General features: G+C 30.3%; 8 protein-coding genes and 1 pseudogene. 5 read left to right on the top strand and 4 right to left on the bottom strand.

Translation table 11 applies throughout. The annotated features are described in order from the left end of the window. Positions 1-1,570: 1,570 nt before the first annotated feature. Positions 1,571-2,566 (top strand): tRNA dihydrouridine(20/20a) synthase DusA, encoded by a 996-nt coding sequence (dusA, locus tag P3F56_RS02380; RefSeq protein WP_281153213.1) that lies wholly within the window; start codon positions 1,571-1,573, stop codon positions 2,564-2,566. Between the two features lie 1,145 nt (positions 2,567-3,711). Here dusA and P3F56_RS02375 read toward each other — a convergent pair. Then, positions 3,712-4,683, bottom strand: coding sequence for a hypothetical protein (locus P3F56_RS02375; RefSeq protein WP_281153212.1), 972 nt, complete (start codon positions 4,681-4,683; stop codon positions 3,712-3,714). Positions 4,684-4,852: 169 nt separating this feature from the next. Next, the gene (locus P3F56_RS02370; RefSeq protein WP_281153211.1) at positions 4,853-4,987 is read right to left on the bottom strand and encodes a hypothetical protein; all 135 of its coding nucleotides are present in this window, start codon (positions 4,985-4,987) and stop codon (positions 4,853-4,855) included. A gap of 179 nt (positions 4,988-5,166) precedes the next feature. Here P3F56_RS02370 and htpG point away from each other — a divergent pair, with 179 nt between their 5' ends. Further along, a complete protein-coding gene (gene htpG / locus P3F56_RS02365; protein ID WP_281153210.1) occupies positions 5,167-7,158 on the top strand; it encodes a molecular chaperone HtpG in 1,992 nt (663 codons plus the stop codon). 230 nt (positions 7,159-7,388) lie between these two features. Further along, the gene (hisC, locus tag P3F56_RS02360; RefSeq protein ID WP_281153209.1) at positions 7,389-8,444 is read left to right on the top strand and encodes a histidinol-phosphate transaminase; all 1,056 of its coding nucleotides are present in this window, start codon (positions 7,389-7,391) and stop codon (positions 8,442-8,444) included. A gap of 1,115 nt (positions 8,445-9,559) precedes the next feature. Here the strand turns inward: hisC and P3F56_RS02355 are convergent. Further along, the gene (locus P3F56_RS02355; RefSeq protein ID WP_281153208.1) at positions 9,560-9,985 is read right to left on the bottom strand and encodes a helix-turn-helix domain-containing protein; all 426 of its coding nucleotides are present in this window, start codon (positions 9,983-9,985) and stop codon (positions 9,560-9,562) included. A 3,219-nt stretch (positions 9,986-13,204) separates the two neighbouring features. Here P3F56_RS02355 and P3F56_RS10405 point away from each other — a divergent pair. Then, a pseudogene (locus tag P3F56_RS10405) lies at positions 13,205-13,291 on the top strand (PQQ-dependent sugar dehydrogenase); the annotation flags it as partial. 726 nt (positions 13,292-14,017) lie between these two features. Here P3F56_RS10405 and P3F56_RS02350 read toward each other — a convergent pair. After that, a complete protein-coding gene (locus P3F56_RS02350) occupies positions 14,018-15,373 on the bottom strand; it encodes a cytosine deaminase (protein WP_281153207.1) in 1,356 nt (451 codons plus the stop codon). Between the two features lie 325 nt (positions 15,374-15,698). On the opposite strand from P3F56_RS02350, the gene P3F56_RS02345 reads away from it, so the two are divergent. Next, positions 15,699-15,833, top strand: coding sequence for a hypothetical protein (locus tag P3F56_RS02345; RefSeq protein WP_281153206.1), 135 nt, complete (start codon positions 15,699-15,701; stop codon positions 15,831-15,833). Position 15,834: the final 1 nt, after the last annotated feature.

The following is a 15,834-nucleotide window of genomic DNA, read 5'->3' as shown; positions in this document are numbered from 1 at the left end:
GTCAAAACTACTTCTTTTAAGATCTTAAGTGTAAAGCCTATTTTTTTTTAAAAACGATCGTATCATCAAATTAGTTATAGATTAGTAATCTACCATTTGAAATCTAAATTGCGGACAATTTTATGAATTATATTTAGTTCTATTAAATATAGTTTAAGTTTTTTAAAATCAAAAAACTTAAACTATAAAAGATAAAAAGGTGTCATTATAGTTTTAATACTCTAGAATTAATTCCATCGCCCTGATTAAGAATTGAATGTTGATCAAACATTGTTTCAATTTCTTCTGCTTAGTATTTCCTCTCAAATACTTCTAGTACTCCTTGTCTAAAAACTGAAGTATAAACACATTTTTAAGATACTTTTGAGTACATCTGTATTAAACAGTCACTGTTGGTGTTACATTTTTAATTCGTTTGTTAAAACTATCCTACTGAATTAGCAATAGATGCTTTGAATGAATAGTTGTAATTTTGCACAGCTTACTGTTAGATACATTTTTTAAAAAATGGGTACTGAAATTGAGTACTTATTGGGGATATCACCTTTCCTATTTTAACCATCTTTTCTATCTTCTCCATCAACAACAAAGCATAAATAATATTTACCATATTAGCAAGTAATTTGAAACTAAAAATTATTTAGCGATGAACTTTTTTCTTAGTTCATTGAATGTTTCAATTTTAATAAATTTTCTACTCTTTTACTTCAAACTATAAAACTAAATAATTAGGGGGTTTTTAAAAAAGCCCTAATTATTTAGTTTAAAAAGTATAAGAATATTTTATATCTAATTTAACTTAATTCTGTTAATCTCGAGAGATTTTTCCATATCACTAGTTTAAATTTATTGCTGCAGTAGCCGAAAAATAAGTTTCGCAGCTAATTAAAGCATAATGTAAGAGTTCTAAGCAATATAAGCTTCTAGCCTGTAATTGTAATCATCACTTCCCTAATTTCTAAAGAAAAAATAGGATATTGTTTCTTTAGATAATGTCTAATCTATAATTAGACTCTAAAAAAACAAGTAACAACAAAGAAAATTATTTAGATTATTTATAAAATTTATGCAAATTAAGCATTGTTTATTTTATTTGGTCAACATAAAGATAAAAAAAAACAAACATAGGTTAGATTGTTTTTGACAGGTCAAATAAACTTTAAGTCTAATTAAGAGAGTTTATTTGGTTCAGAATAACTACACATAAAAACCAGGAGTAACTATTATTTTAATTTTGATTAGTTTGGTATTATAAATTTAGTTAGACAAATGTGTGATCATACTAAATTTTTAAATTTAAATCAAAAGAAACTCTCTATGAGTATTTGGGTATTTTCAAATATTGAGTAGTTGATTTTAGAATAGAACTAATACTTGTATTTAAATTGCAAGACAATCAAAAATTTTAATAAATAATGTTTGTCAGTTTTAAGTAAATTATCTAGTCAGTTTATTAGAATGAACGTAAAACGTTTAAAATAAGAAAGCAATACTAAAGTAGCCAATTAGTTTTCTCAATAAATTTAAGACTCAACAGCAGATGCCGAAGAATAGAAAATTGACTAATCCAATGACTTTGAATTCTATAAATAAGAGGTCTTCAGGATACTCGCTCAGTATAGCACCAATGATGGATCGCACTGATCGCCACTTCCGTTATTTTATGCGTCAGATTACTCGTTATACTCTACTCTATACAGAGATGATTACAACGGGGGCTATTCGTTACGGTGATCGCTCCAAATTACTAGGTTTTTCACCAGAAGAAAAACCTCTCTCTTTACAATTAGGGGGAGACAGTCCGCAAGAATTAGCAGAATGTACAGTTATTGCTGAAGATTTAGGGTACGACGAAGTTAACTTGAATATAGGTTGTCCGAGCAATCGTGTCCAGAGTGGCAACTTTGGGGCCTGTTTAATGGCACAACCAGAATTAGTGGCAGACTGTGTTGAAGCAATGCAAAAACGGGTTCATATTCCCGTAACGGTGAAGCATCGTATTGGAATTGATGAATGCGATCGCTATGAGGACCTTGCTAACTTTGTTCGTATCGTTTCAGAAGCAGGATGTCAACGGTTTATAGTACACGCTCGCAAAGCTTGGTTAAGAGGATTAAGTCCCAAAGAAAATCGGACTCTTCCTCCATTAAGATATGGTGATGTTTATCGCCTTAAGCAACAGTTTCCTCAGCTTTTTATTGAGATTAATGGGGGAATTATTACCTTAGAAAAAATTAAAGAACATTTACGATTTGTAGATGGAGTCATGATTGGTCGAGCAGCATATGATAATCCTTATTTATTTGCTACAGTAGATCGAGATATTTATGGAAAAACAGTTACTCCATTAACACGTCATGAAGTTATTGAAAAAATGTTTCCTTATATTGATTATTGGAGTAATAACGGACTGAAACTTCATAGTATTACTCGTCATTTACTAGCTATTTTTGGAGGTGTTCCAGGGACGAGAGCTTGGAAACGATATATTAGCGAGAATACTCACTTACCTAGGGCAGACGTTAAGGTTATTGAGAAAGCATTGACTAAGATTAGTAGAGAGTAGAAATTATACATTGATAAATTACGTCATATATAAATTTTCTGAAATAAATAAAACGGTTACTAGATATTAATTTAACTTAGATTTTCTCAATAATGAGAACATTTATCAAATAAATAAGAGAACTAAGTTTTAGTGTAAATATTCAGAAATTAAATTGTGATTAACTTTGATAAATAATTTTCCTTTAATCTCATCCTAATTATCAATTAACTTTTTATTACCTCAGATTTTATGGCTATAAATCTACTAAATTTACCTAATTGCTTTAGGACCTAGTAGTGACATTTAATAACTCAATGAAGTAAGTTATTTTCAATTTAAAAAATATGTTTTTACTAACTTTATTTATGTCTATATGTATAAAATAAAACCGAAAAATATTGTTATATAACTGTTATTTTAAAACTTTAACTTTTCCAAACTATTTTAAATAAATAATTGCCCCATTATCCTGTATCTATAGAGTTTCAATTATCTATAAAGTTTTAACTGACTGTTATTCCCCTTCTTTGATTTAAGATAAACTATTTTTAGTTATTGTCATCATGAAACACGACTCCTGCTTATTAGATAAATTATCAAATATTTTCAAAAAAAAATATAGCCTAAACATTGAGTTTCACCAATTCAATACAAGTATAGAAGTATAAATAAAATTTAACTAGTAAAAACTTATTTGTGAGTTAACGCAAGGTTTTATTTACAAATTTAGACAGAAAATCTTCTTTCAATCTAGGATAAAAAGGTAAGCTAGTTTTATCTATTGTTATTTTAGAACAACCATTGTAGTCTTAAATTATTAGGAATTTATATTTTATATAACCGTCAAAATCGTTATATTTTAAGTTAGTTATCAAAAATAATAACCATATTTCTAAAACTTGTTGAACATGCAATTAACACTGTCGCAAAGTGGCAGAAGTTGTTAACAATTAATTGGAAATAGGTAATAAAATAGTTCTAACTGCTTAGAATTTAAACTTAATTTTTTACCGTTATGCATTGTAGTCTATTCCTTGTTGTCTCTCCCCAAGATAAATGAATATATATTCTAACATAATGCCAAATTAACACCGAAACTTTGACATAAAAGATAGTCAAAAATATTGCGATTTATTATTTTTTTAAAAAAATAAATCAAAAAATTATATATTACTCTTATTAACTAATATTTTGAATTGATAGTTAACTATTTTTTTAGCATGAGAGACTATTATTATTTCATAATATCCTGTTTCAGGAAGTATTCCAGACCATTGATATTGTTGAGAATTTTCGATCAAGTTATTATTGCCTGTCGGAGAATAAATGGATAATAAAATATCTCGATCAGCTTTCAAGTCAAACTTCATCCGATCGGAAGCCTCTAAGAAAAGAACATATGCTCTTCCTTCTCCTAGTTTGAGGGTTGCTTCTCGCTGAATAACGTTAGATTCTGTAGCCATAAAAGAAAGTTTCTCATAACTTAAACTAGATTGCAGAGCTTGTAAAGTATCGAACATCATACCATTCCAAATTTGACCGATAGCTTTATCAAGAGAAAATGCTTTTTTTTGCTGAGGAAATACCTGAAAAAAGCGAGCATTAACTAAATCAGAAAGAGCACGACTACTTAAATGTAAATTATTAACCTGTTGTTTCCAGTTATGTCGGTCACTTTTAGTATAGGTCCCCATTTTTCTAACTGCTTCAGGACTCAAAGATGCCACAATATCAAGTAAATAAGCTGCCGTTTGGTCCCACTTTTTTCGCCAAGAAGCATCTTCAGAATTATTACTCAAATGACGACCTTTTTGGCTAGGATATTGCTCACTAAAATATTCATCGACTAAGGTGATAAATAAGCTAGGATTTAATCCTAAACTTCGGCGACGACTACGTAAATTATTTTTGCGTTGTAACTCTTCATTTTTAATGTTAGAAAGATTACTCTCATCGGAAGTCTCTGAAAAAACTTCAGCATTTTTCTTTTCATTAACTCCAACAACCAGAGAGATCCAAGTTTTCCCCGCAAACCATCCGAGGATTCCTGAACCAAGAATTAGGATTGTAAGAAAAATAAGTTTATTTAAACAGCCAGTGGCAGGTGTTTTGCGGGGACTGGTCATGAATGCCATTTCGGTGTTATTTTAAGATAAAAGTAGGATAAGAGTTGCCTTTTCATTGGCATTAGGAGGCATTTTAAGGATTGTAGCAGTACCAATAGATCAAATAAAAAAATTGCTTGTGAAGTAAAGCAAGCTCAAGAGAAACTCAAAGGTGAATGATTGAAGAGTAAGTAAGATTTTATAAATAACCTTTTAAGCAAGGGATAACATCCTCTCTGAGATCGCAACAGTATTTTGCCAAATTGAGTAAAATTAAAGCGTTTGCTGCTAAACCTTTACTGGCCACTATTTGGGACTGACGCGTCTCTGTCAAATCTGTTCCTCGAGAGTCCAGCCAATTTGAGCAATTCTATTCGAGAAGATCTGAATTGTAAATCATAAGTGTACGGAAATCCACATCCGTTTAGGGGGACAATCCCTGAGTGAATATTAACCTGTAATCAGGCACAATTATTATTTAGAATATGTAAACCCTTCCTAGACTAAAAAGTTATGACGGTACTTGAAAAAGGCAATATCACCATTCATACTGAGAATATTTTTCCCATTATTAAGAAGTCCCTCTACACTGATCACGAAATCTTCTTACGGGAGTTAATTTCTAACTCTGTTGATGCCATTTTTAAACTAAAAATGGCTATATTCGCTGGAGAAATGAAGGGAGAAGTTCCTGAGCCTGAAATTATACTTTCGATTGACAAAAATAACAAAACTTTATCTATTTCTGATAATGGCATTGGCATGACAGCTGATGAAATCAAGAAATATATCAATCAAGTTGCGTTCTCTAGCGCGGAAGAATTCATTCATAAATACCAGAAGGATACTAATGATTTAATCGGTCATTTTGGTTTGGGTTTTTATTCGGCTTTCATGGTGGCTAAAAAAGTTGAAATTGACACTCTTTCTTACAAAGAAAGTTCCCAGGCAGTACATTGGTCTTGTGATGGTTCTCCTGAATTTGAATTAACAAACTCTTCTCGGACTGAAATTGGAACAACCATTATTCTAACTTTAATGGATGATGAGGAGGAATACCTTGAACCCTCTCGTATTCGTCAGTTGGTTAAAACTTATTCTGACTTTTTATCAGTTCCTATCAAATTTGAAGGAGAGACTGTTAATAAACAACGATCTTTGTGGAAGGAATCGGCTCAAAATTTAACTAAAGAAGATTACTTAGAATTTTATCGTTATCTCTATCCTTTTCAAGAAGATCCTCTACTTTGGATACATCTGAATACTGACTACCCTTTTTTGGTTACTGGAATTCTCTATTTTCCTAAACTTCGTCCCGATGTAGATGTCTCAAAAGGGTCTATCAAACTCTTCTGTAATCAAGTTTTTGTCAGCGACCATTGTGAAGAGGTTATCCCTGAATTTTTAATGCCATTGCGAGGGGTGATTGACAGTCCTGATATTCCTTTAAATGTTTCTCGTAGTGCATTAACTAATCATCGAACTGTTCGGGGTATCGCTAATCACATTTCTAAAAAAATTGCTGATCGTCTTAAATCACTTTCGGAGGAAACCCCAGAAGAATATATTCGTTGTTGGGAAGATGTAGGAACATTTGTTAAATATGGTTCGATAAAAGAAGATAAATTCAAGAAACAAGTCGAAGATATCCTCATCTATCGTACCACTTATCAGCCTGCTGATACACCAACTAAAACTGAGAGTAAAACGGACAAAATTACAACAGAAGCCAAGGGAGATGTTTGGCAAAGTATAGAAAAAAATAACACAAATCCACAATTAACTTATGAACAATCAGGATTTACTACTTTGAAGGCTTATTTAGAAAGAAACAAGGAAACTCACGAAAATAGAGTATTTTACTGTAGTGATCAAACTACCCAAACAACCTATGTTGAACTCTATAAAAATCAAGGAATAGAAGTACTATTTATGGACTCTTTCATTGATACTAACTACTTTATTCCCTTCTTGGAACGGGAATATTCTGATGTTCAATTCTCTCGTGTGGATGCGGAGTTAGATAAAACCCTGTTACAGGAGAATGAAAACAAAGAAATTGTTGATCCAACTACAAATAAAACTCGAAGTGAACAAATTAAAGAAATTTTCGAGAAAGCACTCAATAAACCCAAGGTAAATATTCGCACTGAGGCGTTAAAATCAAATACTCCTGAAAGTACTCCTTCTGTGATGGTTCTGTTACCTGAGGCAATGCGACGTTTACAGGAAATGACGGCCATGATGCAACAACAAGCTGTAGGATTTCCAGAAGAGCACGTTTTAGTGATTAATACTAACCATCCATTGATTGAAAATATTTATCAATTAAGTCAATCTAGTATTATCCAAGGAAAAGGTGAATCTCCCTCTGGAGAGATTGCTAAAATGCTTTGTCAGCACGTTTATGACTTAGCTGTAATAGCGCAACAAGGATTAAGTTCACAGGGGATGAAGTCCTTTGTAGAACGCTCTAATCAAATATTAACTCGCTTGACAAAATAATAGAATTACCTGCTAAATATATCACTCTTCTCGGGATGTTATTGGTGAATAGCATCCCCACTTTTTATTTTAAAAAAGTCAATTATATTTTTGTTTGTAGTAGTAGATAAATAGAAAACTTAAAGTGATTATTAGCTAGAGATTCTCGTCGTTAAAGTATCGTTAAGAAGTTCATATGTTATTACAACTCTACGCTAGACTTTCTGGGTCTAGCAATAAACTTTATCTCTATGTTACCTATTCGGGAATGCGTTGAACAAACATCAGGTTATATTCCAGGAGAACAACCTCGAACCAATGATTTTATTAAATTGAATACTAACGAAAACCCCTATCCACCTCCTCTTGAGATTTTTGAAGGGCTTCAACAAGAATTAACAAAAGTTAGATTGTATCCTGATCCAGTTTCTACTCAATTACGAAAGGCTGCGGCAAAAGTATTTGGAGTTTCTTCCGTAAATATCTTAGCAGGAAATGGTTCTGACGATATCTTAAATATTGCAGTAAGGACATTTGTAAATCCAGGAGAAACTGTTACTTTCCTCGATTTAACCTACTCTTTATACGAAACAATCGCGCGGGTTCATGGTGCATCTGTTATTAAAATTCCTACAGATAATCGGTTTGCCATTAATCAACCTATTATTTGTCCTAAAGCTAAATTAATATTTATTGCTTCTCCTAACCCTCCTGTGGGGAAACATTTGAACCGTGATTACTTAGAAGAAACTTGTGAAAGAGCTACTGGAATAGTTTTAATTGATGAAGCTTATGCAGATTTTAGCGATGAAAATCATCTTGACTTTTTGAATAAATATGACAACGTTATTATCTCTCGTACTATGTCTAAAAGTTATAGTATAGCAGGAATGCGGGTAGGTTTTGGAATTGCTTCAATCCCCATAATTGAACAAATGAATAAGGTCAAGGACTCCTATAACTTGGATAGGATAGCACAATTATTAGGAACAAATGCTTTTAATTTTCAAGAATATTTTAAAGTAATTTGGCAAAAAGTTCGTCAAACTCGTAGTCATCTTATTGAATCCCTAAAAGCTTTAGATTTTTTAGTATTTGATTCTGATTCAAATTTTGTTTTTGCATCTTCTCAATGGATACCTGCATCAGAACTTTACAAAAAGTTAAAAGAGAGAAAAATCTTGGTAAGATACTTTGAAAATCCTCGTATTAAAGATTATGTCAGAATTTCTGTTGGAACCGATCAGGAAATTGCTCGGTTATTAGAGGTAATTAATGAAATTAAATCTGGTCAGGAATTTACTTAACTTTTACGAAGGAAAACTAATTTGATGATTGTGCATATTGTATTAATTTAAATAGAAGAAAAAGATACTTGGAAGACATCAATTCAGTTGTAATATGCTTACAAACATCAAAAAGACCCCCCAGCTTATATAATTTTCCTGTGGTCAAAATTTTACCGAACGTGCCAAAGTATTTTATAATCGACTCGTTCATTGTAAAATTCAGTGGTCGCACTGCTTTATAAACCTATACTTCCCATTTTCAATATCTAGGGATAGTCGATAAAATCAGTTAAATCTTCAATTGATAGAGAATATAGTTGTCCTATATTACGAAATTTAACTGATAAAATTAGTGAAATTAAATTAGTTGCTATTGTAATTGTTAGTCATAGTTAATTTATAAAGATAAATACTATTTTTACTCTTATTCTAGTTCTTGAGGAACTTATGATTTTTGACGCGATTTAACTTTGATGGCGCCTGTTCTTGTAATTGTGTTAGCTGAGTATTCAGGTAAGTTGACATCTAGAAATTAGTCCATTTTAACTATTTTCTTATTTTAAGTTTATTTAAACTCACCTGCTTGCTAAACAGCATGATAGGTTAGTTGTAAAACTAAAGCAATATAACAATTATTATAATCGGATCAATTTCCGTATATTAGGCAATTATTTCCATAATTTGTACTCACTCTAAATTGCGCTAATTAATAGCTAATCTACATCTCAGTTGATCAAAATCTTACTATTTTGGGAGAGACTATTCTTTCGACCATGATCGCTATTTTTATTATTTTACTTTCTTCTGTTGCATATAGTTTTTACTACGAATCAAGTTATTAACCCACAGACCAATAATAAGGTTTTTGGGGAACTGATTAAGTTAATGTCTTGGATTGGATAACAGAATTTATTATTAATCGCTAAACTACTGCTTTTGCAGCATCATGATGCAATGTCAAAGGGACTAATCCCATATTGATTACTATTGGCCATCCTTAGTAAAATTTTGATAAGATTGTTCTCTTCACTCTCAATCATAATTATTGCGGGGTTAATTTTCAGTGGGCCGCTTTGTTCGCACTAGCTTGGACTCTTTTTCTTCAGAAAATAGATGAATCATCGTCCTCAATTTTATTTGTTTCTATTTCCAGACCTTTTTTTAAGAATCTTACGGATTCTTCCTGGGGTTAACTTGATTTTTCTCTCTTTTTTTAAAAGATTAGATAATTGCCTGCTATTATAAGTTTTTTCATCCTTTTCTGATAGTTCTTCCAAATATTTTATATCTTCTTCTTTCCAAGTTCTTTTTCTTCCGCTTCTCGGAAGATCCCACAGTCCTTCTTTTCCTTGAATAATCCATCTAGAAATCGTTTTTCTAATTGTATTCTCTGATAATTTAACCCAATCTGCAATTTCTTTAACTTTCCATCCTCTTGCATTTAAACATAAAATCTCTGCTCTTGTTCTAGTTCTGGAGGGAATTTTTGGATCGTGGGTTAACTTTAATAGTTCTTGCTCTTCTAATTTTGTTAGCTGAATTTTGAGGCAGGCCGGCATCTAGATGATTGCTCTTTTTTAACTACTTTTCTATTTTAGACTTAATTTGAGCTCACCTACTTAGTTCTGGTAGTAATAATGGAGGTAGTTTGGCTGCAGTTTAACCGTTGGAGATAAAGAGAATGATGATTTTTAAAATATTAAAGTAAAAGTATTAATATCTAGGGATTTTTTTTAAAAAAAACAACCTTTTCTGCCATGAGATGTTTAAAAAAGGAATAACCTCACATTAATTTACAGTCCAGTATTTTGAGATAATGAACTTGCTGTAGGGTTTCACTCCCTTTAGCGATTCCTGCCATTTCTAAACAATCACCTAACGTAATAGAGACAATATCTTAATTTGGAGGACTAACTTCTAAATTTAACACAAATGATCAAACCAATTGTCAGATTAACAATAGCTTGGTAGTCAACAATGAATTGCTATTACATCGATGGTATCTCACAAATTTTGTTCTAAGCGCAATTGTTAAAAATGCTGCTTCGAAGTTTTACCGCAAAATACCATAGCTCTTGTTGTCCTGAAACAACCCATAGATAATCTACTAAAAAATATGTGATCGCTGTTCTATTTCGTATTGACGCTTAACCAATGAATTAAAGTTTATTAGTTCTATTTGATGATGCTTGAACATAGGAAAAAACACTATCTCTATAATTGACATATTGTTTGTATAAGTTGATTGATAGGTAAAACAACTTTTATCTTAAGTAAGTAGTTAATTACTTCAATGGTCATTGAACAACTATAACAATGAAGATAGCAAACATCAGATAGAGTAGGTGGTATTCTAATTCATAGTGAGTTTTATTTGGATAGATTATAGTGAAAAAAACAAAAAAATATTAGTTGCATCAAAAAACGAAGCTGTACTCGATAGATATTTCCACTAAAGTTAGATAAACTAACAATAAGACCAATTAATCAACACAACAACTAACATGTTTTTTAAAATTTTGGTATAGATTCGTTAATCATATCTTTGGACGCTAGAAAACCATGAAAAGAATAAAATTATTACCTTATTTTTTAAAAAAATCACCCTTTACTTGAGAAAAAATAACTTGAGATTGTTGAATAATTGCGAGAACAGAATCACAACGTTTCTCTACACTTACTAAGTGACTACTCGCACAACAAGATAAACATTAAAGTTAGTAAATCTAGCATTTTTACTTTAAAAAACTTAAATTAACAAAAAAAATACTTTATGCCTTTTAAGGTTTATAAAAATTTGGGACAAACTTCGAGACTCTTATATTAGATAAGACTTTAATGACTTAAACTTACAGACCTAGTCTTTATTGATGTAACCAAGTTAATTTTGCTACGATTATTTACTTTACTAGAACAACTGAAAAAAACAATTTTATAGAAATTTGACTGATGATTAAGAAGAAAATATTACGTTAATTATTAGTGATAGCTACATCGTTTTTTTACTTTACGTTTGAATGATGGACAAACGAACTAACTGTCAACCGCAACCATTGCGATCACCATAAATTTACCATTTTTTTAAAAAAAGCATTTTCAGGCTCCCCGTAACACTTTAAGCAACTAATATTATTAACTTTTAAAGGACAAGAGTATCAAAAAGCTACTTATCTTCTAACAACCGATATCTCAATAATCGCTCAATCACATCAGACATTGTCCCCTGATAATTGTCTAAACCTCTCAGAGATTTTCCGCACCCCAAAAGTTTGTACCGTTTTACGAATAAACTCCCTGGCTTTACTCGACTCGTTATTCAAAATTAACATTAAGCTACTGTTTGTATAATTTTAAACATAATTTATAGTTACCGTTAACATAAGATATTCATCTACGGTCTTTATGTTAACTTATCGTTGTAACAATTGAGAAAGAAGTACAATAGAAACCAAAATTATAGCTAAACAGATTAAAATTAATAAAAATATAAACTGCTGAATAAACATTGAATATTTTTTCAAAGTAAAAATATTAAGAACATAAAGGTCCAGATATAAATTTTAATAAAAATTAAATCTAAATAACCGCACCTTTACTCTCAAAATTAAATTTTACTTTCTTTCAAGAGAATTAATATTTTCACTAAGATCTAGGCAAAGTTTTTTTTAACTATTTCTGTACCAACTTTATGATTCGTACCTAATTTTTATTGTTTCATATGAGCATATATTTTATATGATATGATTTATTTATTTATTTATTTAGTAGATCAATATATAGTATCAAATGATTAATAATTAATCATTTGATATATGTGACTTATAGTTATTTTAACTACTTATTAATACTTATTCATTTTATTAAAATCGTTGTGATGGTTTTCTTTTTTTCAGAAAAAATTAAATCGAATTGAATTAAATAGTTAGTCTGTTTTTTATATAGTCTTTAATTATTTTCTTTATAAGTATGTTAAGATCTAACACAATTATCTGCGGCTAGTATATATCTTACAAAATCATTGATTTCTTTAGGAAAATCAAAATTAGGATTATTTTTTAAGGAATTAGCTAAAAAATCTAAATTTTTATCAATATCTGTATAAATTTAATTTAGTAAAAAGTACAATTATATTTTTACTTATGCCCAGTTTTTATAACTAAATTAATCAATCATTACTAAGATTTTTTTGACTATTGCTTCTACTTTAACATGTTCTTATTAAGTTAAACTAGCTAACTTAATAGCTAGAGGAAAATCTGACCTTTATATTAAAAAGTTTATTGCTGATTTAAAGATAAATTGATCGTTCAAAAATTTGTTCTGATTTACTCATAAAATATATCTTTCCACGTTAAGTAAATTTAATCTAAAAGGAGGACCGATGTAGGTGTCATTAAACCGGAATTTGACTGAAAATCGTCTTGCTTATCTCATCTATTCTCACGAAACCACTCAAGCAAACTAGAGATGTATTGCCTGTCCCCCTTTGAGTATTTGGTTTTACAAAACTTAAAAGTAATCTTTTAAATTTATTCTGTGAAGTTAGTGAGACAACACTTTGATTCTTGTTTGGTTTGGCTTTCACAGATTAAAATACTTTTATAAGCGCAGAATATTGGTAGTAATTGAAGTAAAATTATCCGATTAAATTATGATAAATAATTCTTTGATTATGACTTTTTCTAGAGTTTAAAGACGCTGACGATGCCATCCAAAATATTCGTGGGTTAACGGTTGAGAAAGTAACAGGTCAGATTTGGTAAAGGGAACACAGTTCCCTTGGTGGGGATAAATTGAATTTAATTAAATCAGAAGAAAACTATGGTTGGTTAATAATTACCTACAATTGTAAATATCAAGTATAATGAGATTTTTTTATAAAATTCTAAATTCTAGATTTTTAACTATTAAATATTATTAAATCTATTTATTTATCTATAAATATTGTTTTTTTATGATGCAATTAGTTTAATTATTAGTGTGGAGATTTATTTGCGGGCTGTTTAGCCTACCAAACAGTCGATTATATAGATTTAGATCATTACGGTAACATTTAACATTTTAGGATTTTATCAGACCTGTTATATCAATACAAAAAATATAAATACAAAGTTTGATACTCAATAAATATACTTATCAAAAACTCTATCTATTAGACAGACAATACTACACTAAATTTTTCATTTAAACCTAATTGTACTGTATTCAAAATTTTAACTTTATTTATCCATATGGCGTCAAACTCTCAACTCAGTTTAATAAATGAGATTCTAAATTTTAGAGGAATTAACCGTTACCTAATATCAGATTTTCTATGAAGAGTTCTACTTATTGAAATAGTATACAAAACAACGACTGGTATTTATGGTATTTAAACTATCAGAAATTTTTATTAAAAATAAATATCAACTTTTTTTTTATTTATTACCCTCTCTTTCTATATTAAAAATAAAATTTATTTTTAATATTAACTAACTACTCATAAATAAGAAGTGTTTTAATTTCAATAATTCAGTAAAATATTATCCAGGCTAATTTGGATAATATTTATTTATATGTACTACCTATTATTTAATAAATTTAGTCTAAATTTATCTTGAAATTCCTACTTGTACACTTTTATTATAGTCTTTATTGACTAATACTAAATTATCTAACTCTGCATAATCAGGTAAGTTAGTATTAATTGGCTTTCCTCGGCGCAAAACAATGCGATCACTCTGAGGACGCGATAATAATTCACTAAAATAACGGGCTTTAAACAAAATTAAATCTGCATTTAAACCGATTGAAATTCGACCAATACTAGAGAGTCCCATTAAGGTTGCAGGAGTTTTCGTTACACTACTACACCAATCACTATAAGGAGTATCTAAATGGGCAATTCTTACGGATTCTTTAAAGACTTCTAACCCATCATGATCCCCAAATCCAAAAAAAGGATCTCGACAATTATCACTAGCAAATATAATAGGAATCCCTTGTTTTTTAAATTCATGAACTTTTGTTATACCCCTCCAATAAGGCGTTTTGTTCGAGGCTCTATCTTGAAGATATAGATTACACATTGGCAAACTAACAACTCCAATCTTTGCTTGTTTAACTAATTTAATTGTTCGATTAATAATTTCTTGCGATTGAACTGCTAAACTACAACAGTGACTGCAAATAATTTGATTTGAAAATTCATGTTTGATGGCAATTTCAGCAATTTTATGTAAACAAACTGAATTAAAATCATTATTTTCGTCTACATGAAAATCTAAACTTAAGTTACGTTCTTTTGCCAAAGTAAAAACCTGATTAAGTTGTTTTTCTAGATAGGGATTCATATAAGCAACCCCACCTAAAATACCTCCATATTCAGCTACTTTATCTGCTAAAATTACCCCTTCATCCGTCAAAAAATAATCTAAAGAAACTAAACAAACAGCTTGAAGAATGATTTTATCTTGCCATTGAGTTTGTAATCTTTTAAAGACTTCAAAAACTAAGTCAGCTTGTCTCCCAAATGAATCTAAATGAGTTCTAATAGCCGTTGTTCCATGAGCATAACTACACTTCAGACTAAACTCCATGCGAGCATAAACATCTTCGGGTTGCCAAAATGCCTGAACATCCTTTCTAAGGGTTGTTATTGCGGTATCAAATGTACCGTCTAAATTAGGTGATCGTTCGCAAATATGACTCTTATCTAAATGGGTATGAATATCGACAAACCCAGGAAAAATAATACCCCCTTTTAAATCTATGAAAGTATTTTCTATCACAGTAGAATCAGAAAGAACAATTGAGGAAATTTTTTCTTGAACAATTTCTAAATCAACTCGACATAAACCTTCCCTAGTATCAGGAGTAAAATGGCTTTTATCTAATAAACACAAGGGAATATGAACATTTTTAAGCCAGTAGTGACCACTCAAAAAAATCTCAGAAATAATAGACATAGGAACAAATAAAATTTATTTTAATCAATTAATACTATAAACTCTACTAATTAGTAGTTTATAGTATTAATTGATTCTCTTAGGAAAGTACATTAAAACTTACATAATTTGAGTCAACCTATCCCCAATACTGTTGGAATCGACCCTTAATTAACTGAAAAGTTACCTGACCTGATAGTAAACTTACTTCAAAATCATTCTAGCCGTCCTTTGTCATGCCCTGGAAGATTATATCCTACAAATCTGTCTCGAATTCTTGCCAGCCTTTAGTTGTGGTTTCCCTTCAACAAAGATCAGCTTCTTACTTGTAAGAAGCTGATCTTTGTTGGTATATCGCCCAAGTTTTCACCAAATTGTAGTAGTGGCCGTTCCCGATAGTGACTTTATCAGCCATCAAACTAGACAATTAGACCAAATTTCTTTTGTCAAACTAGATACGGTAGGTCCAATGGTGAAATAGT

Source organism: cyanobacterium endosymbiont of Epithemia clementina EcSB (genome assembly GCF_029919255.1).
GTDB lineage: Bacteria > Cyanobacteriota > Cyanobacteriia > Cyanobacteriales > Microcystaceae > Rippkaea.
The sequence above is the reverse complement of the archived record's forward strand: the minus strand, read 5'-3'. Positions and strand labels throughout refer to the sequence as shown.